Origin of the sequence: Bowdeniella massiliensis (assembly GCF_023634005.1) — a bacterium.
Classification (GTDB): Bacteria; Actinomycetota; Actinomycetes; order Actinomycetales; family Actinomycetaceae; genus Bowdeniella; species Bowdeniella massiliensis.
Genome location: NZ_JALIQR010000011.1, coordinates 17,003 through 37,174 on the forward strand (window position 1 = coordinate 17,003; position 20,172 = coordinate 37,174).

Annotated in this window: 17 protein-coding genes; 5 read left to right on the forward strand and 12 right to left on the reverse strand. The window is 66.1% G+C overall.

Translation table 11 applies throughout. From position 1 onward, the window contains the following. Positions 1-13 precede the first annotated feature (13 nt). Positions 14-559, forward strand: coding sequence for a PPA1309 family protein (locus MUN85_RS08600; RefSeq protein WP_250506335.1), 546 nt, complete (start codon positions 14-16; stop codon positions 557-559). Here MUN85_RS08600 and MUN85_RS08605 read toward each other — a convergent pair. Then, positions 556-1,752: a YlbL family protein gene (locus MUN85_RS08605; protein WP_250506336.1), complete on the reverse strand. Its 1,197-nt coding sequence runs from the start codon at positions 1,750-1,752 to the stop codon at positions 556-558. The genes MUN85_RS08600 and MUN85_RS08605 overlap by 4 nt on opposite strands. Positions 1,753-1,882: 130 nt before the next feature. On the opposite strand from MUN85_RS08605, the gene MUN85_RS08610 reads away from it, so the two are divergent. Together MUN85_RS08610 and MUN85_RS08615 are read left to right on the forward strand one after the other, a co-directional pair. Beyond that, the gene (locus tag MUN85_RS08610) at positions 1,883-3,346 is read left to right on the forward strand and encodes a zinc-dependent metalloprotease (protein WP_250506337.1); all 1,464 of its coding nucleotides are present in this window, start codon (positions 1,883-1,885) and stop codon (positions 3,344-3,346) included. Between the two features lie 90 nt (positions 3,347-3,436). Further along, positions 3,437-4,267: a hypothetical protein gene (locus tag MUN85_RS08615; RefSeq protein ID WP_250506338.1), complete on the forward strand. Its 831-nt coding sequence runs from the start codon at positions 3,437-3,439 to the stop codon at positions 4,265-4,267. Here the strand turns inward: MUN85_RS08615 and MUN85_RS08620 are convergent. The 9 genes from MUN85_RS08620 to MUN85_RS08660 form a co-directional block, all read right to left on the reverse strand. Next, positions 4,264-4,560, reverse strand: a complete 297-nt coding sequence (locus MUN85_RS08620) for a WhiB family transcriptional regulator (protein WP_284501064.1) — start codon at positions 4,558-4,560, stop codon at positions 4,264-4,266. The two genes, MUN85_RS08615 and MUN85_RS08620, sit on opposite strands and share 4 nt — an antisense overlap. 309 nt (positions 4,561-4,869) lie before the next feature. Next, positions 4,870-6,531 carry an AbgT family transporter gene (locus MUN85_RS08625; RefSeq protein WP_250506339.1) on the reverse strand — a complete coding sequence of 554 codons (1,662 nt, stop codon included), beginning with the start codon at positions 6,529-6,531 and terminating at the stop codon, positions 4,870-4,872. Next, positions 6,528-7,895 carry a M20 family metallopeptidase gene (locus MUN85_RS08630; RefSeq protein ID WP_250506340.1) on the reverse strand — a complete coding sequence of 456 codons (1,368 nt, stop codon included), beginning with the start codon at positions 7,893-7,895 and terminating at the stop codon, positions 6,528-6,530. Before MUN85_RS08630 ends, MUN85_RS08625 begins: the two co-directional genes overlap by 4 nt. Positions 7,896-7,950: 55 nt before the next feature. Beyond that, positions 7,951-9,933, reverse strand: coding sequence for an ATP-dependent helicase (locus MUN85_RS08635; protein WP_250506341.1), 1,983 nt, complete (start codon positions 9,931-9,933; stop codon positions 7,951-7,953). 94 nt (positions 9,934-10,027) lie between these two features. Beyond that, positions 10,028-10,864: an NAD(+) diphosphatase gene (gene nudC, locus MUN85_RS08640; RefSeq protein ID WP_250506342.1), complete on the reverse strand. Its 837-nt coding sequence runs from the start codon at positions 10,862-10,864 to the stop codon at positions 10,028-10,030. Further along, positions 10,861-11,949: a tRNA 2-thiouridine(34) synthase MnmA gene (mnmA, locus tag MUN85_RS08645; RefSeq protein ID WP_250506343.1), complete on the reverse strand. Its 1,089-nt coding sequence runs from the start codon at positions 11,947-11,949 to the stop codon at positions 10,861-10,863. The genes nudC and mnmA overlap by 4 nt, the downstream gene beginning before the upstream one ends. Next, positions 11,946-13,100 (reverse strand): cysteine desulfurase family protein, encoded by a 1,155-nt coding sequence (locus tag MUN85_RS08650; RefSeq protein WP_250506344.1) that lies wholly within the window; start codon positions 13,098-13,100, stop codon positions 11,946-11,948. The genes mnmA and MUN85_RS08650 overlap by 4 nt, the downstream gene beginning before the upstream one ends. A gap of 8 nt (positions 13,101-13,108) precedes the next feature. After that, complete coding sequence (locus MUN85_RS08655; RefSeq protein WP_250506345.1) at positions 13,109-14,038, reverse strand: electron transfer flavoprotein subunit alpha/FixB family protein; 930 nt, start codon at positions 14,036-14,038, stop codon at positions 13,109-13,111. Beyond that, positions 14,035-14,826, reverse strand: a complete 792-nt coding sequence (locus MUN85_RS08660) for an electron transfer flavoprotein subunit beta/FixA family protein (protein WP_250506346.1) — start codon at positions 14,824-14,826, stop codon at positions 14,035-14,037. The genes MUN85_RS08655 and MUN85_RS08660 overlap by 4 nt, the downstream gene beginning before the upstream one ends. Before the next feature lie 123 nt (positions 14,827-14,949). Here MUN85_RS08660 and glgX point away from each other — a divergent pair, with 123 nt between their 5' ends. Together glgX and trpS are read left to right on the forward strand one after the other, a co-directional pair. Continuing rightward, positions 14,950-17,175, forward strand: coding sequence for a glycogen debranching protein GlgX (gene glgX, locus MUN85_RS08665; RefSeq protein WP_250506347.1), 2,226 nt, complete (start codon positions 14,950-14,952; stop codon positions 17,173-17,175). Then, the gene (gene trpS, locus MUN85_RS08670; RefSeq protein ID WP_250506348.1) at positions 17,172-18,275 is read left to right on the forward strand and encodes a tryptophan--tRNA ligase; all 1,104 of its coding nucleotides are present in this window, start codon (positions 17,172-17,174) and stop codon (positions 18,273-18,275) included. Before glgX ends, trpS begins: the two co-directional genes overlap by 4 nt. A 15-nt stretch (positions 18,276-18,290) precedes the next feature. On the opposite strand, the gene MUN85_RS08675 is transcribed toward trpS, so the two are convergent. Continuing rightward, entirely contained in the window at positions 18,291-19,484 is a 1,194-nt protein-coding gene (locus tag MUN85_RS08675) for an MFS transporter (RefSeq protein WP_250506349.1), read from the reverse strand. Continuing rightward, positions 19,485-20,165: a potassium channel family protein gene (locus MUN85_RS08680; protein WP_250506350.1), complete on the reverse strand. Its 681-nt coding sequence runs from the start codon at positions 20,163-20,165 to the stop codon at positions 19,485-19,487. It abuts the gene before it with no gap. Positions 20,166-20,172 lie beyond the last annotated feature (7 nt).

Here is a 20,172-nt window from a genome sequence, read left to right on the forward strand (position 1 = left end):
TGACAATAGGACCATGACGACACCTCCCGCCGACCGTACGCCGCGCCAATGGGCCCTCGCCCGCGCGGTTTCCGATATCGACGACCACGTGGCGAAGCTGCCGTGGGATGGTCCCGTGCATCTCTTCGCGCTGATCCGCACGGCCGAGGCCCTGGCCAGTGACGAGCAGTTTGCTGCCGAGTTGCCGGGCTCGATCAAGGTCGAGGCGGAGGACGATCCCGAGCATCTGACGAGCGTGGAGCAGGATCAGCTGCCGGAGGTTGACGAGCTCGAGGATCTCCTCGCGCGCATTGCGTGGCCGGAAGCGGTGGCGGGCGCGGCCATCGTCGTCGAGCGCATCGTGTTACCGCCCGAAGCGGAGGCGGGGCTCGGCCCGGAAGCGGATGCGAGCGCCTACCTCAATCACCCGCAGCGCGAGGACGTACGCATGGTGGTGGGGATATTGCGCAGCGGCGAGACGTGGTCAGTGCTGCGGATGCGCCACCACGAAGCGGACGTCATGGGCGGCGAGAACCTCGTTCCGGGGCTGGCCGAGGCCCTGCTCGCGACGTTCGACTAGCTCGCGGCCTCACACGTCGCGAGCTTGGAGGTATCCCCCGCCGCGATCGACTTCACCGCGGCTAGGGCGTCGTCCAGGCGCTGAACCTTGATACCCTGCAAGCCGTCTGGCACATGTCCGATAGTCTCGGCGCAGTTCGCCTCGGGAATGAGGAAATAGCTCGCGCCGTCTCGCTTAGCGCCCCACATTTTCTGCCGGATACCGCCGATGGGGCCGACCGCCCCGTCGAGCGAGATCGTGCCCGTGCCCGCGACCGATGCGTCCCCGGTGAGCGGCCCAGGCGTCATCATGTCGATGATGCCGAGCGCAAACATGAGGCCCGCCGAGGGCCCGCCGATGCGGTCGCCGACCCCAAAGTCGATGTCGAGCTTCTCCTTGGGGTGGGCATACAGCGCCAGGCCTAACAGCGAGCCTTCTCGCTGCGGCGTACCGTCGGGATTGACCGGCGGATCCATCGTCGTGATGGCAAGGTCGACGGGTTTGCCGTCTCGCTCCACCGTGACCTTGACGTTAGTGCCGGGGGCGATCGTGGACATGAGGCCAATGACGTCGCGGTAGGAGCTGGCATCCAAAACCTCGTGGCCCGGGGCCGCAACGGTTTTCACGATATCTCCCACCTTGGCCTGTTCGGCCGCGCTGGAGCCTTCGGCGAAGCCCGCTACTTCGAGGTTGACGGGAACTTTGCGTCCCATGGACTCGAGCGCCGCGATAGAGGCGTTTTCCTGGGAGGAGTTCATCTGAGCTGCGGAAATTTCGCGGTTCTCCTCAGCGGTTTGGCCCTCGGGGAAGAGCAACTCACGCGGCATGACGCCAAGTTTGGAGTTAAAGACCCCGAAGGTCAGTGGCATCGCGAGGATGGAATCGCCAGGAAGGCCTGAGACGGAGACTGTCGTCATTCGCAGCGGGCCACCGACCTGCTGCTCATCGGGCACGGTGATGAGCTTGTGGCCGCGGTAGTCCCCGAGCACATCAACCGTCGGGCCGGGATGCTCAATCACATACGGCAAGGGAGCGATGGCGCTGAAGGTCAGCAGCAAAACAGTCGCCATACCCGCCAGGAATGAGCGCCGTTGCCGCACAGCGCTGACGCGTGCGGCCTCGTTCGTGGCGCGCGCGGGATCGGGCATCCCGAAGAACGCGCCCAGGTTCGCTATCAGTGGCCGCTTCGACGTGGACCGCTTAATCAGTGGCATATCACCATCGCACCACCGCGGGGCCGTGATTGCAAACGTCGACCACGTGCCCGATTTCGCTGTGAGAGGTGCGGGGCGCGAAGCCAGTGCCCGGCGCTCTATCCTGGAAGCTACGACCTAAGGAGCTGCCATGAGCGAGGACATGACCCCGGAAAACTCGGGAGCTAACGGTGAGAACTGGATGGAGTTTTTGCGCTCTTTTCTAGGCGAGCAGGGAGCCGAAGACGCAATCCGCGCGATGCGTGAAGCGGGTTTGGATCCGAGCGCCATGGGACAGGCCGCCGGGATTCCGATGGACCCGCATCAGGTGCAGCTCATGGTCAATCAGATACACGCGATGATGGCCGCGGGCGGCGACACCCCGATCAACGCGGACATGGCTCGCGATGTTGCTCGGCAGGTCGCTCGTGGGAAGGGCGACCCGTCCGTCATGGCGAACCAGGAGGCGCAGTATCGCCAGGCGCTGCAAGTCGCCGACCTCTGGCTCGACTCCGTGACCGATTTCTCGCCCTGCCGGGGCTCGCGCGATGTTCTTTCACGCGCCCAGTGGGTGGAAAACACGCGCGAGACGCTGATCGATGTCGCGACCCCTGTCGCCACCCATATGGTCGATGCCCTGATTGAAACGCTGACCGCCCAGATTGGCGATGCCCAGCTTCCCGAGGGCTTGAACATTCCTGGGCTCAGCGGCGATGAGAATTTCGGTGGGATCGCGACCGGGATGATGACGAAAATGTCGTCGACAATCTTTGGCGCTCAGCTCGGGCAAGCCATTGGAACGCTCGGCAGTGAGGTCTTTGGCTACTGCGATATTGGTCTGCCCCTCACTCCGGAACCGCGGCTCGGCCTCATTCCAGTCAATATCGAGGCCTTCGCTGAGGACCTTGATGTCCCCTTCGACGAGGTTGTTCAGTTCCTTGCCGTACGAGAGGCTGCCGCCGGCCGGTTGTATTCGAATGTGCCGTGGCTGGCCTCCCACGTGCGCGCCATCCTGCGCACCTATGCCGAGGGCATCGAAATCGACATGGACGCAATGACGAGCGCAATCCAGTCGGTCGATCCCACGAACCCGGAGCAGATTCGCGAAGCGATGAGCTCCGGTGTCTTCGCCTTGCATTCCACCGAGGAGCAAAAGGCGGCGTTGGAGCGGCTGGAGACGGCGCTCGCGGTCGTCGAGGGCTGGGTCGATGTCGTGACCGAGCAGGCAACGCGCGCTCACCTGCCCAACACCTCGGCGCTGCAGGAGATGCTGCGGCGCCGCCGCGCGACGGGCGGACCCGCCGAGCATGTCTTTGCCACGCTCGTTGGCCTGGAGCTGCGTCCGGCCCGCCTGCGCGATGCCGCGAAGCTGTTTTCAACCGTGGAACGAGAGCGCGGAGCGGCCGCCCGCGACGAACTGTGGCGGCATCCCGATGTCATGCCCACACCGCCGGATCTTGATGAACCCGAAACGTTCTTGGCTCGCCGGGAAGCAGAATCGACATCGGAATCCGATATCGACGCCGGGCTCGCGGCGCTGCTCGATGGCACGCTGCCCTACCACGATGAGGCCAGCGCCCACGACGATGACGAGAAACGCGGCGAAGGCAACTAGCGCGTTATCCACAGGTTTTGCTGACCCCTACCGCTTCCGGCCTGCCGGGGTTGTACTGGAGGGGTGAGAAAACCGAAATGTTCCGTCCTCATGTGGCGCTCATTGACCGACCTACAAATCGGTGATGCTGACGGGCTCAAAGAACCCTACGTCGTCACCGATGTGGCACCGCGCGTCGTGAGCGCAATTGAGCAGTGGGCCGAAACCGGCGCTGCGCCGGCGAAGTCCCTGACACCGGAGGACATCGAACAATTCGAGGCCATCGTTCAGGGGCTCACCGCGACGGAGCATATGCGCACGCGCCCCAAACGCGCCCCGTACGGCGTGCTGGCCCTTGACGCTCACCCGTTAACGGCCGCCATCATCGATATCCTCCTCGACGGAGGCGTCCCGATCACGCTCGATTCGGTGCCCTCGCCCGTGTGCTCTGCTCAGCAACTGGCCGAGGTCCGATATCAGGCCGCGCGCCGGATCCGTCCCGGGCAGCCCGTGTCCCGGCAGATCGCGCTCCTCACGAGCGCGTACGTCGCGGATCCCGCTCGGATCGCACCGCTCATGCGCGAAGATCAGCCGTTTGTCGTCGTGAGTATTGGGGACTACTCGGTTGAGATCTCCCCCGTCGTGATTCCCGGTGTGACGCCCTGTCCCACGTGTCAGGAAGCGCACCGAACTGCCATCGATGAGGCGCGCCCGATCTTGGCGAGCCAGCTGCGAACCAAGCCCGTGCCACCACTGAGCCCGGCCTTGACATCGCTGGCAGCAGCCCTCGCGGTCCAGACGATCGCGGCGTTCGGTTACGGCACAACAGATGTACCCCCACGCGCGGTCGTCTTGGATACGACGACGCTGCGCGCGGGGGTACGGTCGTGGCGGTTTCATCCGGGCTGTCCGTGTCGGTACCCGGCTCCGCTCATTAACTAGGCGCTTGCCCGCTCGTCCTTGCGGGGACGGCCGCGGCCACGTTTGTGTTCGACGATGACGCCGTCCACGAGGATCTTTCCTCCCCACACGCCCCACGGCTCGCCACGCTCGAGCGCCTCCGACAGGCACAGTGCGCGCAGCGGACACTGCTCACACACCTGCTGCGCGGCACGCAATTGGGGCATCTGCTCGGCGAAGAAGAGTTCCGGTGACTGAGTGCATGGCGGCTCAATCGGGGCCGTGGATACGCTCGCCGAGAACGCACCCGGTAAATAACTGATTTCGCTGATCATCACGTCGAGGGTCACTTTCACACAACATCGAGGAGGCGCAGCGCGCCAAAGGACTGGTTAAAGGGGTCGGCAAAATGCTCAGACCCCATAGGGCTTTCGGTAAGCGAGCAGGTGGTGACCTGCAGCGCGTGATCTACCGGAAGCGGATCCCTACGGAGGTCAGCGCATTAGAGATGATCAGATTGAACATGTCGGCATTCCCTCCTTCCTTGACGTGAGTGACCATCGTGGTGGCGATAGCCGTGGACGAGTCTTACTCTAAGCCGCCCAAAATTTCGATGTCCAGTTATTTACCGGGCAATTTTTTCGCTAGTTCGGCAGCATGATTCCGTTGCCCGGACCAAGCGGCAGATCCAGGAAGAACCAGACCGCGAGCAGGGAGGCCCACGCCACCCAGAACGGGATGACGAAGGGCAGCATCCGTGCCATCACGGACCCGAAGCCCACCTCGGGCTCGTAGCGACGCATCATCGCCAGCAGGACGATCATGTACGGGTTCAGAGGCGTGATGATCTGGGTGGCCGAGTCACCCACCCGGAAGGCTGCCTGGACGAAGGCCGGTTCATAGCCGAGCAGGGCAAACATCGGAACAAAGACCGCCGCCATGAGAGTCCACATCGAGGACCCGGAGATGATCAGCAGGTTGAGGATCGAGGCGAGAACGATGAAGGCGAGGATCGCCGGGAACCCTGTCAGGCCGATGTTCTCGAGGAACTCCGCCCCCTTGACCGCGGTCAACTGGCCAATACCGGTCCAGTTAAACAGGGCGATGAACTGCCCCAGGATGAAGGCCAGGACCAAGAAGCCGAGGACGTCTTTGAGTGCCTGCATCATGAATCCGACGAGGTCGGACATCGACTTGATGACTCCCACGACCTTGCCGTAGACGACTCCCATGAGCATGAAATAGGCAAAGACGATGAAAACGATCGACTTGAGCAGCGGGGAGGCGGGCAGGAAGCCGCCCTCCTCATTGCGCCACGGCGAAGCGGGAATGAGCACCGAAACGAGGATAACGACGGTGAGGATGCCGCCCGCAATGAGGGCCGCACGCAGGCCGGAGCGCTCCGCGTCACTGATCTCGAGGCTGACCTCTTCGCCTTCGTGTAGTTCGGGTTGCTTGTCACGACGGACCGGGTCGGCGTGGGCCTCACCGGTGCGCTTGGCACTCGCGGGTTCCTCGGCGCCGGCCTTGTCCTTGACCGGAATGATGTAGTCGCGCGAGATCCCCAGCCGATTGATCCGGGGCTCCACGACCTTGTCGATGATGAAGCCAGCAATGATTGACAGAACGATCGAGGAGACGATGTTGAAGTAGTAGTTCGAGACCGGGTTGACGGGCGCGAACTCGAAGTTTGGCAGCGCCTCCATCACCTTCGTCGTGATGCCAGCAAATAGGGCATCGAGCGAGGTGGGAACGACGGAGGTGGAGTAGCCGGCGCCGGCGGCAGCAAAACCGCCGATGAGGCCCGCAACTGGGTGGCGCCCGACCGCCTTGAAGACGAGCGCCGCAAGCGGCGGAATGACGACGAAGGCGGAGTCAGCCATGATGGAGCCGACCACGCCGACGAACCCGACGACATAGGGCAGCAGCCACTTGGGGGCGGCGCCAAAGATCTTGCGAACGGAGACGGCAAGGAAGCCGGTCTTTTCCGCGACGCCGACGGCCAGGAGAATCGGCAGAACGGTGACAAGCGGCGGGAAGCCTATGTAGTTCTCCCCCATCGTCGTCGTGAGCCAGCTGAGGCCCTCGCCGGTAAAGAGGCCGCGGATCACCGTTTCTTCTTCGGCGCCCGGTACCTGAACGCGCAGGTTCATGAAGGCGAAGATCGTCGACAGGACGCCGGTGATGAGGAAGAGGCCGAGGAAGAGGGTGAAGGGTTCGGGCAGCTTATTGCCGAGCCGCTCGACGGTGGCGAGGAAGCGGTCGAAGACGGATTGGCGCTGCTTGGGTTGTGCTGGTGCGGTCATGAGGGGTCCTTCGCATCGAAGTATGAGGGGACGTCTACGGCTCCGCCGGCGGCCTCGAATTCTTCGGCGACGGCTTGGGCAAGCTCGTCGTCGGACAGGAAATCGAGCGCGGTTGCGGCGAGCGCGAAGCTGGCATCGCTGATAGCGGTTTCGGCGGCTGGGGAGGCCGCTGCTTGCGCAAACTCCGCGGTGTGGAGCGCGACGGAATCGTCGGAGATTTTGACGAGGGGGTGGATGCCCGGGACGCGGTAGGAAACGTTGCCGAAATCGGTCGAGGCAGCGATGGTCTCGGGAAGCACGCCCCCGGGCAGGATGCGCCGGCCGCGATCGACCATCGCGGCGGCAAAGCGTGCTTCAAGTTCTTTGTTGCTGCGCACGGGCAGCGAGGGTGGGTGTTCGTCCCAGTCGATGTCTACGCGGCAGCCGGTCATGAGGGCGGCGCCGCGGCAGACGTTTTCTACGCGCTGGGAAAGGTCTCGCAGCGTGTCGGGGTACTTGGAGCGGACATACATCTTCAGCTGTGCTCGCTCCACGATGATGGAGGCGCGGTCGCCGCCCTCGGACATCATCGTGTGGACGCGGTCCACGGGCAGCATTTGTTGGCGTAGGAGCCCGATGCCCTGGTAGGCGAGGCTCGCGGCGTCGAGCGCGTTGACGCCCATGAAGGGTTGGGCCGAGGCGTGGGCGGGCTGGCCGTGGAAGGTGACGTTCAGGGTGCGACGCCCGAGCCAGACCTGGTCGGTGACGTCGTAACCGTAGGGGTGGATCATGATCGCGGCGTCGAGCCCCTCAAAGGCGCCGCCGCGCGCCATGTACTCCTTGCCGGTGTGGCCTTCCTCGGCGGGGGTGCCGAGCCAGCGCACCCGGCCGGGGATGGCCTCGGGGTGGCGCTGCCGCAGTTGCGCCAGGGCCAGGAAGGCCCCCACTCCGCTGGCGGCGATGACGTTGTGGCCGCAGGCGTGCCCGATTCCGGGCAGGGCGTCATACTCCGACAGGATCGCTACTCGGCGACTGCTCGCGTCCGGTGCATCTCCGGGCAGATCCGCGACCGCAGCGGTTTCAACCCCGAAGACGTCGGCTTTAGCGTCGATGCCGTGCTCGTTCAGCAAGCTCACGAGGGCGGCGACGGAGCGGTGCTCGTCAAAGGCAGTTTCGGGGTGGTCGTGCAGATCCTTGGCAAGCGCGATGAGCTGCGGGGCGAGTTCCTCGACGATGGTGGCAAGCTCGGCACGGAGTTCGGCGCGCGCGCCGTCAAACTCGGATTCGGGGGGTCTTGCGTGTTGTCGGTCTTTTTCGAGCTGCGCGCCGACGTGATCGAAGTAGCCCGAATAGGGAGGTCGAATGTGAGTGCTGTCACAAGCCATGCGCTGCACGCTATCAGGCATGTGATGGAAAAGCTAGAGGAGTATCGCCTCGTGGCTAGTTATCCGCAATGAGGGCAAGGATTTCGCCCCCGTAGCGGTCGAGTTTGGTAGCCCCGATTCCGCGCAATAGCGCGAGTTGGCGCAGCGTTCGTGGTTGAGCTTGCGCGATTGCGATGAGGGTCGCATCGTGCAGAATCGTGAAGGCGGGCTTGGAGATCTCCTTCGCGGTCTCGGCGCGCCAAGCACGCAGTAATTCGAAGAGCGCTTGCGCGTCGTCATCGAGTTCCGCGAGGGGATCGATGGCGGCCTTCTTGCGCCGCGAGGTTTTCGAGGCGCTTTTCTCGGCCTCTGGCCAGATACCGGTAAGGAAGCGCGAGACGTTACGGGACGAGCGCCCTCCGGTACGCGAGGAGGAGTATGACAGGCGCAGGTGCTCGCGCGCCCGGGTGACTCCTACGTACAGAAGGCGTTTTTCTTCTTCGATGGCTTCGGGCGTGTTGGCCATCGAGATCGGCATGAGGCCCTCGGAAAGACCCGCGAGGAAGACCGCGTCCCACTCCAGGCCCTTGGAGGAGTGGATGGAGGCGAGGGTGACGCCCTCGACGGCGGGGGCGTGCTGGTTGGCGGCGCGGTCGTGCAGTTCCTCGACGAAATCGGCGAGCGAGGCGCCGCGGGTGGCGTGCATATCGTCGGCGAGGACGACGAGGGCGTTCAGCGCGTCCCAGCGTTCGCGCATGGCGCCGGCCTGCTCGGGTGCGGCATTCGACCACCCGAGGTTGGACAGGATTGCGCGCACCGCGCGTGGCATGTCCGCTTCCTCGCTCGTATTCATGGCGCCGCGCAACATGACGAGTGCGCGCCGAATATCGGCGCGGGCAAAAAACCGCTCACCGCCGCGGATCTGGTAGCCGATGCCGGCGGTGGCTAGCGCTGTTTCGAAGGCTTGGGACTGGGCGTTGGTGCGATAGAGAATCGCGATCTCGGACAGCGCTACACCCGTGTCATTCAATTCGGTGATGGCTCGGGCGATCGCCTCGGCTTCGGCAGCGTCGTCATCGTAGCCAGTGAAATGCACCGGCACCGAGGACGGCCGTTGGGCCTGCAGGTAGACGGCGCCTTCGGGCAGGCGGCCCGTCTTGGTGCGCAGCAGTCGGTTAGCGATATCAACGACCTGCGGGGTCGAGCGGTAATCGCGCACGAGCTGAATCTTCGCGGCGCCAGGAAACGTACGGGAAAAGCCGGTAAGGAAGCCGGGAGATGCGCCGGCGAAGGAGTAGATCGTCTGAGAAACATCGCCGACGACGCACAGATCATCGCGTTCCCCCAGCCAGAGCTCAAGCAGGCGCTGCTGCAGCGGGGAGACGTCTTGGTACTCGTCGACGACGAAGTAGCGGTACTGCCGACGCACTTCCTCGGCGATCTCGGGTTTCTCGACGAGCAGGCCCACGAGGATCAGCAAGATATCTTCAAAATCGATGACGCCGCGCTCGGATTTGGCATCCTCGTAGGCATTCATGAGGGAGGCGATCGTCGTCGGATCCACATCGGCGATACCGGCGCGTCCAGCGGCGGTGGCGCGCTGCGGGTAATCGTCGGGCGCAATCATCTGCACCTTGGCCCACTTGATCTCGGCATTCAGATCGAACAGCAGCGCGCGGTCGGTTTCGATTCCGAGGCGGCCTGCGGCCTCGGCGACGAGGCCAAGAGTCTTTTCTTCTACCTTCGGCAGGGGGCCACCCACGACTTTGGGCCAGAAGTAGCCGAGTTGGCGCAGCGCCGCGGCATGGAAGGTGCGGGCCTGGACGCCGACGACGCCGAGTTCGCGCAGCCGCGAGCGCATCTCGCCCGCGGCGCGAGCGGTGAAGGTCACGGCAAGGACTGATGTGGGTTGGTAAACACCGGTCCTCACGCCGTGAGCGATGCGGTAGGTAATGGCGCGGGTCTTACCGGTACCGGCACCGGCGAGCACGCACAGGGGCCCGCGCAGGTGTTCGGCTACCTGGCGTTGATCTGGGTCGAGAGCGTCGAGGAGGGACATCGCTGCCATTGTCTCAGGTGGGTACTGACATTGGGCGATGCGCACAGGAGCGAGCTTGAAACTCGCGACCAATCCCCCACGGACTCGATTCGCGCTAGGCAGGTGATTCGAGCCAGTCGGAAACGAGGCTCCGTGCCACCGAGATGCCTGAGGGAAGTTGCAGGGTTCCGGCGGCGATGCGGGCGGCGACGTCCTCGCGGCTGAGGAACGCGGCTTCCACGATTTCCTCGCCGTCGATGACGGGCTCGGGCGTGCCAGAGGTGCGGGCGGTGAAGGCGCACATGAGGGAGCGTGGGAACGGCCAGGGCTGGGAGCCGCGGTAGGTCACATCGTGCACGTGGACACCGGCTTCTTCGAAAACTTCGCGGGCGACCGCGGCTTCGAGCGATTCGCCGGGCTCAACGTAGCCTGCGAGGACGGACGCTCGAGGGTAGGCGAAGTGCGCGGCGCGGGCGAGCAGAAGGCGGTCGGCCTCGTCGGTGACGGCGACGATGATGCAGGGGTCGGTGCGCGGGTAGCGTTCGGCGCCACAGTTGGTGCAGCGAAAGACCCAGCCGGATTGGATGAGGGCTGCCGGTGCGCCGCACGCGACACAGTGGGAGTCGGCTTGCCACTGGCGCAGCGCGACGGCAACGGCGGCGTAGGCGGCGTCGGCCGCGGATAGGTCGAGCCCAATCTCGCGCAGCCCCTGATCAGCGCTAGTGGAATCAGTGAGCACGAGTGCGGCGCCGTCGTAGCGCCCGAGGTAGGCCAGTGGGAGGCGGCCCGCCAGCGGCGCGATCAGCGGTCTTTCCAGCTGGCCGCGACGCGAGACGGCTATTGCGAGTGTGGTCGGATCGGCCGCGAGCGTGGGTAGTAGGTAATCGGCCATGCGGGCGGGCGTATCAAGATCGATCATCGCCCGCACGAGCGGCATCGGCAGGGTACTCATTCCACTCGCCTGGCGCCGCTGATCGTGGCTTGGCCGAGGACGCGCGTGCCGCGGTAGACGACGAGGGACTGGCCGGGCGCGATCCCACGCAACTGCTCACCGAGCTCGACGCTCAGGGTATCCCCATCGCGGGAGATCGTGGCGGGGATGTCGCGGCCGTGGGCCCGCACCTGGATCGTAATATCGCCGGATTCACCGTCGTCATCGGGTGCGAGCCAGACGATATCGCGGCCGGTGATCGCGCTAACTGATAGGGCTTCCTTCGGCCCCACAGTAACGGTGTTCGCGGCGGTGTTGACTTCCAGGACGTAGCGCGGCCGGCCGTCGACGGCGGGCACGGTCAGGCCAAGGCCGCGACGCTGGCCAACAGTGTAGGAGTAGGCACCGCGATGCTCGCCGATCTCCTTGCCGCTCGCATCGAGGATGGCGCCCGGGCGCGAACCGAGGCGGCGGCGTAGGAAGCCGGAGGTATCGCCGTCGGCGACGAAGCAAATATCGTAGGAGTCCGGCTTGGCGGACACGCGCAGTCCGCGGGCTTCGGCCTCGGCTCGGACCTCGTCCTTACTTGCGACATCGCCGAGGGGGAACAGCGAGCGCGTCAGGCGCTCCTGGCCCATGACGGCAAGGACGTAGGACTGGTCCTTGAAGCGGTCGACGGCGCGGTGCAATTCGGGCGTGGGGGTGAGCCCGGGAATCAGCTGGGCGTAGTGCCCGGTCGCGACGGCATCAAAACCGAGAGCACTGCCGCGGTCCGCGAGCGCCGCGAACTTGATGTGCTCGTTGCAGCGCACGCACGGATTGGGGGTGCGTCCGGCCTCGTATTCGGCTAGGAAATCGGCGACCACGAAGTCCTCAAACTCGTCCGACAGGTCCCACACGTAGTAGGGAATGCCGAGGTGGGCGGCGGCTCGTTGCGCATCGGAGGCGTCCTCGATGGAGCAGCAGCCGCGCGAGCCCGTGCGGTGCTGGGCGCGCGACTTGCTGAGGGCCATATGGACGCCGACGACGTCATGGCCGGCATCGACGGCGCGGGCGGCGGCGACGGCGGAGTCCACTCCCCCGGACAGTGCGGCAAGGACCTTCATGCGCCACCTCCGGCGGCTCGGGCCTGGGCGATGATGCCCGGCAGTTCGGTGATCGCGTGGGCGACCTCCTCCTCGGTGGTGTCCCAGCCGAGCGAGAGGCGCAGCGGCGCGATTCGATCCTCGTCGCGGTAGCCGAGCGCGCGCACGACGTGGGACAGGGACTGGACGCCGGCGTGGCAGGCTGAGGAAGAGGCGGTGGCGATGCCGGCCATATCGGCGAGCAGCAGGAGCGCCTCGGGGTTCGCGTCCGTCACGATGAGGTGCGTGAAGCCGGGCAGCTGCTCGCTGCCCTCGCCGGTGAGGCGGACTCCGGGCAGCGCGCTAAGGGCTGCGCGCAGCCGCTCGGTATAGGCAGCGAGCCGCTCGTGCTGGGAATCGAGGTCCTCGATCGCGGCGCCGAGCGCGGCCGCAAGGGCGCACGCGCCGGCCACATCGAGGGTGCCGGAGCGGATGCCGCGTTCTTGGCCGCCGCCGGGGCGAATGTCGTGGATAGGCGTATCGGTGCGGGCGAGCAGGACACCGGTACCGACGGGGGAGCCGATCTTGTGGCCGGTGAGGCTGAGTGCCGCGAGGCCGGAGTCGTGAAAGTTCACGGGGACGCGCCCGACGGCCTGGACGGCGTCGGAATGCACAAGGGCCCCGGCTGTGTGGGCGCGCTCGACGACCTCGGATAGGGGCTGGATGACGCCGGTCTCGTTGTTGGCCCACATGACCGAGACGAGGCCGACGCCGCTTGTTAACGCCTCATCCAATTCGGCGAGGTCGAGCCGGCCCGCCGCGTCGGTCCCGATCTCGTGCAGCCGGTAGTCGTGCAGCTTGGCGGCGCGCCGTGCGCTCAGCCGGATCGCGTCGTGCTCGATCGCGGAGATCACCGTGTCCGCGCGCTGGCCACGCTCGATGAGTGCCTCGGGAATCCCGCTGATCGCGATGGCGTCGGCCTCGGATCCGCCCGAAGTGAAGACGACTTCGCTGGTGCGGGCGCCAAGGAGTTCGGCGATGCGCTCGCGGGCTTCTTCCAGCCGCGCCCGAGCGGCCCGCCCAGCGGTGTGCAGCGAGGACGGATTGCCCGTGCCGGTCAGCTCCCGGGCGTAGGCCTCGGCGGCGACCGGCCGGATTCGGCTGGTCGCCGCGTGGTCGAGGTAGGCGCGCACTGCGCTAATTAACCCTTCAGGGCCGCGATGAGCTGCGGCACGACGTCGTTGAGGTCGCCGACGATTCCGAAGTCCGCGATCTCGAAAATCGGCGCCTCCGAATCGGTATTGACGGCGATGATGATCTCGCTGTTTTGCATCCCGACGGTGTGGTGGATCGCGCCGGAGACGCCCAGCCCAAGATAAATGCGCGGGCGGATGACGACGCCGGTCTGGCCGATCTGCGCGGTGTGTTCGATCCACCCCTCGTCGGTGGCAACGCGGGTGGCGCCAACGGCAGCCCCGAGCTGGTCGGCGAGTTCGCGCACGAGGGTGAAATCGCCCTCGACGCCGCGTCCCGCGACGACGACGATATCGGCGCCCTCCAGCGGGATGCCGTCGCCGACGTCCTGCGGGGTGCGGGAGACCACCTCGGTGGCAGCCGCAGCCGGCGGCAGCTCGACGTCCAGGTCCACGAGGGTGGCGCTGCCGGCAGCGGGCAGGTCGACGCCCTGATCGAGGCTGCCTGGGGCGAGCGCAATGACGCCGACGCCGCGCGTGAGCGCGCACGTCGTCGCCCACGTCCCGGCGAGGACGGTGCGATCGGCAAGAATCTGGTCGCCCTCGCGGCGCAGGTTGGCCGCATCGGTCACGACGGCCGAATCCAGCACCGAGGCCGCGTAGCCCGCGATCTCCTTACCTGCGAACGACGCGTCAATGAGCACGAGATCGATCGAAGCCTCAGCGCGGGTGGCCGCTGCGATCGCGGCGGCCGCGCCCGGCGCCGTCGTGAAATCGCCCACCCCGGTGGGACGGAACACGGTAGCAACGGGCAGCGCGTCGGCCGCGAACTCGCCGGTTAGGTCGAGCGCCGCAACCTCACCGAGGGGCGCCGCGGCGGCGGCGAGCTCGGTGGCAAGCGGAAGATCGGGGGTGCGCAGCACAATAAGCGTGGTCATTTCATCACCTTGGCCAGGTAGTGGGCGAGCTGTTGTCCGGCGTCCCCGGTATCCGTGATGACGGTGCCGGCTTCGCGGGCGGGCTTCTCGGCGGCCTCGCGTACCGCGGTGCCGGCCCCCTGTCGGCCGAGCAGTGCGCCGGAATCGGCCTCGACGGCGTCCGCGAGTCCGAGCTCGGCGAGGTCAATTTCTTCCACCTGCTTCTTGCGCGCGGCCATCATCGCCTTGAAGGCGGGAATGCGCGGTTCGTTGACCTGGTCGGTCACGGAGACGACGGCGGGCAGCTGGGCGCACAGCGTCTCATCGGTCCGATCGACGGTGCGCGTGATCGTGGCAGCGCCGTCGGCTACCGAGAGCTCGGCGGCGACGGAAAGGACCGGCCAGTTGAGGTCGGCGGCGAGAGCTGCGGGCACGACGCCCATGTCGCCATCGGCCGCGGACATTCCGGCCAGCACCAAATCGACATCGCCGATGCGGCGCACGGCGGCGGCGAGCACCCGTGCGGTGCCGAGCGCATCGGTGCCCGCGAGCTCCTCATCGCAGACGTGCAGGCCGGAATCGGCGCCCATCTGCAGGGCCCGGCGCACCGCGTCGACGGCATCCTCGGGTCCCATCGTCACGGCGATCACTTCGCCGCCCGCCTCCTCGACGAGTGCGACGGCGGCCTCGACGGCGTTTTCGTCGACCTCGTTGAGCACATCGTCTTCGCCGCGCACGAGCAGGCCATCGTCAATTCGTCGCTCCGACTGCACGTCGGGAACGTGTTTGACAAGTACAACTACCTTCATGCCTTCTACTGTGCCACGCGCGCCAAGGGGCGGCCAATGTCCGTTTTTAAAGCGGACCATTCTCACAGTCCCTGCAACGGCGCGCATGGCGATATGTCACCTACCGAGGGGGATAATGGCAGCGTGTCACTTCCGCTTCGCGCGTCAGTCAAACGCGTCAATCAGCCCGCCTCCGACCGTGGCCGCCTCGGCGTGCACCGCGTCGCCGGTGGCGTCGACGTCGCCGTGTATGCTCCCCGCGCCACGGGGATCGAGGTGTGCTTCTTTCGGCACGACGGCGACCAGGAAATTGAAGAACCCTGGCTGCTGGAGGGCCCCGTGCACGGCGTGTGGCACGGCCACGTCCCAGGCATCCTGCCCGGCACCGCCTACGGGTTTCGCGCCCACGGACGCTGGGATGTCGCAACTGCCCAGCGCTTCAACCCCGACCGCCTGCTGCTCGATCCCTATGCCCGCGCCGTGTGCGGCGCCGTCACGCTCGATGACGCGCTCTACGATCATGTGCGCGGCGAGGATGGCACTCCCCTGCTGCCGCTAACGCCCAGCCCGAAGGACACGATCGGCTATGCGCGCCGCGGCGTCGTCATCGACACTCAGTTCTCGGCGGCGCATTCGCGTCCGCGGGTGCCGTGGCGCCAGACGGTAATCTACGAAGGCCACGTCAAGGGCCTGACCCAACTGCATCCCGATGTGCCCGAGCACCTACGCGGCACCTACGCGGGCCTCGCCCACCCGGCCTTCATCGCCCACCTCAAGCGCCTTGGCGTCACCTCCCTGGAGCTGCTGCCCATCCACGCGATGATGCCCGAGCCCTTCCTCGCGGACAAGGGCCTGACGAACTACTGGGGCTATAACACCCTCGGCTTTTTCGCGCCCGAACCCTCCTATGCCACGGAGCATGCCCAGCGCCGCGGCGCGCAGGCCGTCGTCGAGGAAGTCACCGGCATGGTCGAGCTGCTGCATCAGGCCGGCATCGAAGTGATTCTCGACGTCGTCTATAACCACACGTGCGAGGCCGGCTATGAGGGCATGAGCCTGTCGATGCGCGGGCTCGATGCCGCCGGCTACTACCTGCACAATCCCGACGGCACCTGCCTGGATTACACCGGCTGTGGCAACACACTGGACTTCCGCCGCACGCGCGTCGTCCAGCTCGCCTTGGACTCGCTGCGCTACTGGGTCCAGGACATCGGCGTCGACGGTTTCCGCTTCGACCTCGCCGTCACGCTCGGCCGCCACCGCGAGCACTTCACCGACCACCACCCGTTCTTGTCCGCGCTCGCCACGGATCCCGTCTTGCGCGATACCAAGCTCATCACCGAGCCATGGGACATGGGACCGCACGGCTGGCGCACCGGCCAGTTCCCCTCCCCACTTGCCGATTGGAACGACCGCTACCGCGACACAATGCGCACCTACTGGCTCGCCGACGCGGCCCGCCAGGCCCACGGCCATGCGCCAAGCGCCCTGACCGATTTCGGTAACCGCATTTCCGGCTCGGCGGACCTGTTCTCCTCCGGCGAGGTCCCCGGCGGCCGCGGCCCCCTCGGCTCGATCAACTTCATCACCGCCCACGACGGTTTCACGATGGCCGACCTCGTGTCCTATAACCACAAGCACAACGAGGCCAACGGGGAAGACAACCGCGACGGGACGAATAAGAACCTGTCGTGGAATCACGGCATGGAAGGTTTCCAGGCCGACGACGATATCGCCGCCGCGATCATCCCCGCCCGCCAGCAGTCGATCCGCAACATGCTCGGCACCCTCGTCGTCTCGGCCGGTGTCCCGATGATCACCGCCGGCGATGAGTTCGGCCGCAGCCAGCAGGGCAATAACAACGCCTACTGCCAGGACAACGAGATCTCCTGGCTGAACTGGGAGCTGGCCGACTGGCAGGACGATCTCGCGGAAACGACCGCCTACCTGCTGCGACTGCGCCGGGAGAATCCGGCGCTTCGGCCCATCCGGTTCGCCTCGGGCCGGCCCGCGCGCGGTGACAGCGTGCCGGACCTCGCCTGGTTCTCGGCCGATGCCACTCCGCGGCAGGCGGCCCAATGGCACGACCCGTATAACCGCGCCCTGCAAATGCTGCGCTCGGGCAAGGGCACGGGACGCGATGCGCTCGTCGTCTTTAATGGCTCCCTGAGCGATGTCACGGTGAGCCTCGCGGCGGGACGTACGATAGAAAACGGTGGCGGCGCCACGCGCGTCCTCGGGTGGCGACTGAAATGGGATTCATCCTGGTCACGCCCGACGACCGATGAGCACGCCCTGTATAACGCCACCGATCAGGTGAGCCTCGAGCCCCTGTCCATGCAGATCTACCTCTCGGAAAGGACACCATGACCACCGCCACGGACGCCGACCTCGCCGCGACGACCTCGGAGGCCTCTCTCGCCCGCACCCGTGCCCGCTCCCTTGAGATCGAGGCCGAGATCGACAAGGACGCCTCCCGTTTCCGCGTCCTGACGGGCGACCGCCCGACGGGCGCCCTCCACCTCGGCCACTACCTCGGTACGCTGAAAAACCGCGTCATCTTGCAGGATAAGGGCGTCGAGACGTGGGTGCTCGTGGCGGACTACCAGGTCATCACCGACCGCGACGGCGTCGGCCCCATTCGCGAGCGCGTCATTGGGCTGCTCGCGGACTACCTCGCCGCCGGCATCGACCCGGAGCGCTCCACCATCTTTAACCACTCGGCGGTCCCGGCCCTCAACCAGCTCATGCTGCCCTTCCTCTCGCTTGTCACCGAGTCCGAGTTGCACCGTAACCCGACGGTGAAGGCCGAACTCGAGGCGACGGGCGGGCGCGCGATGAGCGGCCTGCTGCTCACCTACCCCGTCCACCAGGCGGCCGACATCCTGTTCTGCAAGGCCAATATCGTGCCCGTCGGCAAGGACCAGGTCCCGCACCTGGAGCAGGCCCGCGTCATTGCCCAGCGCTTCGACAAACGCTACGGCCGCGTCGATAAGAAGCGTCCCGTCTTCCGTCGCCCCGAAGCCCTGCTATCGGAGGCCCAGGCTGTCCTTGGCACCGACGGGACGAAGATGAGCAAGTCGCGCGGCAACACGATCGAGCTCGGAATGGACGCCGATACCACCGCGAAGATCCTGAAAAAGGCGGTCACCGATTCCGACCGCCACATCACCTATGACCCGGTGGGCCGCCCTGAGGTCGCGAACCTCCTCCTCATCGCCTCCCTGTGTTCGGGGGAAGCCCCCGAGGCGATCGCCGAGCGGATCGGCGACGGCGGCGGTGGCGCGCTGAAGGCCGAGGTCACGGCCGCGGTCAACGATCACCTGGCACCGATCCGCGCGCGCCGCCTGGAGCTCATGAACGACGAGGCCTACCTCCTTGACGTCCTGAAGGCCGGCAACGAACGCGCAAACGAGGTCGCTGATCACACGCTCGCGGAAGCGCGCGAAGCGATGAAAATGGTCTACTGATCGCGCCCGCGCCGCTCACAGCGTGCGCGGCGCGACCCGGAGGGTACGCACCTCGCGCACGAAAAGCGGCGCGAGCATCGCAACAACGGTGATGATCCCCGCGAGCATCGCAAACGTGCGGGCCCCGATGGCGCCGGCGATGGGAACGGCAAGGAGTTGCGCGGTCGGGATCGCGATGAACGACCCGCTCACGTCATAGGAGCTGACCCGGGAAAGAACGTCGCCCGCAATATGCTGCTGCATCGAGGTATCCCACGCGACGCCCATGACGCCGGAGCCGAGGCCTGATACGAAGCCGAGCCCCACGAGCACCGCGATCGGCACGTCTAGGCCCAACCCCATCATTGGCGCCGCGAGCAGACATGCCGCCGACATGCCGAAGGCGAGCAGATGGCGGATTCTTACGTAGTACATCGCCCAGGAACCCACGAGCACCCCCGCTGCGCTCGCTCCCAGGACGAGCCCCCAGCCGGGCGCCCCAAAACTCTCCTCAGCGATGACAGGACCCATGACCATGATGATCGCGGCGTAAAAGAAGTTCATGACGGCAAAGGCGAGCGTGACGGTCCACACCCAACGCCGAGCGGCAAACTCACGGAACCCTTCACGCAGTGAAGCGATGAGGGAGGATGCGGGCGCGAGCGTCTCATTGCTCAGCCGGATCCGCGTGAAGCACAGCGCCGCCGCCAGCATCATCACGCCATCGAGCGCGACGGCCCAGTATCCTCCGAAGACCGCCACGATCACCCCGCCGAGTGGCGGGCCGACCATCCGCGTCAGCGACTTCGTCATCGCGAGGGAGGAATTCGCCCGCTGCAATTGCTCTCGGGCGACGAGCTGCGGCACGATCCCGGTCAGTGCCGGGCGCGTCGCCGCCGAAAGGCAGCCGGCAAGGAAACTCAGGGCGACGAGCAGCCATACCTGGTGCGGCGCGAATGCCAAGACGGCGGCGATGGCGAGCAGCACCGCGGCCGAACCGCAATGCGTCGTCAGTAAGAGCCGCGTTCGAGAAAACCGATCACCGAGGACCCCGCCGAGGAGCGTGACGATGATGAGCGGCAGCGAATTCGCGGCCAGGACGAAGGCCATCGCCTGCGCATCGCCGCCCGTCAGCTGCAAGACCGCGAACGACAGCGCGACGGGCGAGGCAGCCGAGCCGATGAAACTCACTGTCCGACCGGCGAAGAACCACCGGAAGCCCGAACCCATCTATGCTCCGGCGCGCAGCTTGGCCAGGGCGGCAGCGGGCCCGACGAGCAGCACGGTGTCGCCGTCATGAATGAATGTGCCAGCATGCGCGGTCACCCAGGAGCCATCCTCATCGCGCACGGCGATCACCGTGATACCGGCGGTGCGCCGCAGGTTGGTCTCCCCGAGCTCCCGTCCCACCAGATCCTTCGGCGCCCGCGTGGACACGAGCGCAAACCCGTAGCCGAGCTCGATGTAGTCCAGGAAGGACTGCGCGACGACGTGGGCGGCGCGCCGCCCCATATCGGACTCGGGATAAAAGACGTGCCGGATGCCCATCTGCTCCAAGATCCTGCCTTGCTCCGGGCTGGAGGCCTTCGCCCACACCTCGATGCCGCCAATCTTGAGCAGTACCGAGGCGGTAAGAATCGAGGCGGCGAGATTACCGCCGATGGCGACGACGGCGGTGGTGAACTCCGGCACCGAGAGCTGGCGCAGCGCCTCCTCGCTCGTGCCATCGGCGCACACCACGTGCGTCAACGCGGCGGAGGCCTGTTGGACGACCTCCGGATTCGCATCGATCCCGAGGACTTCGGTGCCGGTCTTTTCCAGCTCCTCGGCCATGGCGGATCCAAAACGTCCCAATCCAATCACGACGACGGAGGAACCCGTGGGGGCATGGCGGGTGATAGAGGTGAACATCAACTGC

What these genes read in the sequence shown, in the direction of transcription:
- MUN85_RS08600 (WP_250506335.1), top strand. Translation starts at nt 14, where the DNA reads ATGACGACACCTCCCGCCGACCGTACGCCGCGCCAATGGGCCCTCGCC.
- MUN85_RS08605 (WP_250506336.1), bottom strand. Translation starts at nt 1,752, where the DNA reads ATGCCACTGATTAAGCGGTCCACGTCGAAGCGGCCACTGATAGCGAAC.
- MUN85_RS08610 (WP_250506337.1), top strand. Translation starts at nt 1,883, where the DNA reads ATGAGCGAGGACATGACCCCGGAAAACTCGGGAGCTAACGGTGAGAAC.
- MUN85_RS08615 (WP_250506338.1), top strand. Translation starts at nt 3,437, where the DNA reads ATGTGGCGCTCATTGACCGACCTACAAATCGGTGATGCTGACGGGCTC.
- MUN85_RS08620 (WP_284501064.1), bottom strand. Translation starts at nt 4,560, where the DNA reads ATGATCAGCGAAATCAGTTATTTACCGGGTGCGTTCTCGGCGAGCGTA.
- MUN85_RS08625 (WP_250506339.1), bottom strand. Translation starts at nt 6,531, where the DNA reads ATGACCGCACCAGCACAACCCAAGCAGCGCCAATCCGTCTTCGACCGC.
- MUN85_RS08630 (WP_250506340.1), bottom strand. Translation starts at nt 7,895, where the DNA reads ATGGCTTGTGACAGCACTCACATTCGACCTCCCTATTCGGGCTACTTC.
- MUN85_RS08635 (WP_250506341.1), bottom strand. Translation starts at nt 9,933, where the DNA reads ATGTCCCTCCTCGACGCTCTCGACCCAGATCAACGCCAGGTAGCCGAA.
- nudC (WP_250506342.1), bottom strand. Translation starts at nt 10,864, where the DNA reads ATGAGTACCCTGCCGATGCCGCTCGTGCGGGCGATGATCGATCTTGAT.
- mnmA (WP_250506343.1), bottom strand. Translation starts at nt 11,949, where the DNA reads ATGAAGGTCCTTGCCGCACTGTCCGGGGGAGTGGACTCCGCCGTCGCC.
- MUN85_RS08655 (WP_250506345.1), bottom strand. Translation starts at nt 14,038, where the DNA reads ATGACCACGCTTATTGTGCTGCGCACCCCCGATCTTCCGCTTGCCACC.
- MUN85_RS08660 (WP_250506346.1), bottom strand. Translation starts at nt 14,826, where the DNA reads ATGAAGGTAGTTGTACTTGTCAAACACGTTCCCGACGTGCAGTCGGAG.
- trpS (WP_250506348.1), top strand. Translation starts at nt 17,172, where the DNA reads ATGACCACCGCCACGGACGCCGACCTCGCCGCGACGACCTCGGAGGCC.
- MUN85_RS08675 (WP_250506349.1), bottom strand. Translation starts at nt 19,484, where the DNA reads ATGGGTTCGGGCTTCCGGTGGTTCTTCGCCGGTCGGACAGTGAGTTTC.
- MUN85_RS08680 (WP_250506350.1), bottom strand. Translation starts at nt 20,165, where the DNA reads ATGTTCACCTCTATCACCCGCCATGCCCCCACGGGTTCCTCCGTCGTC.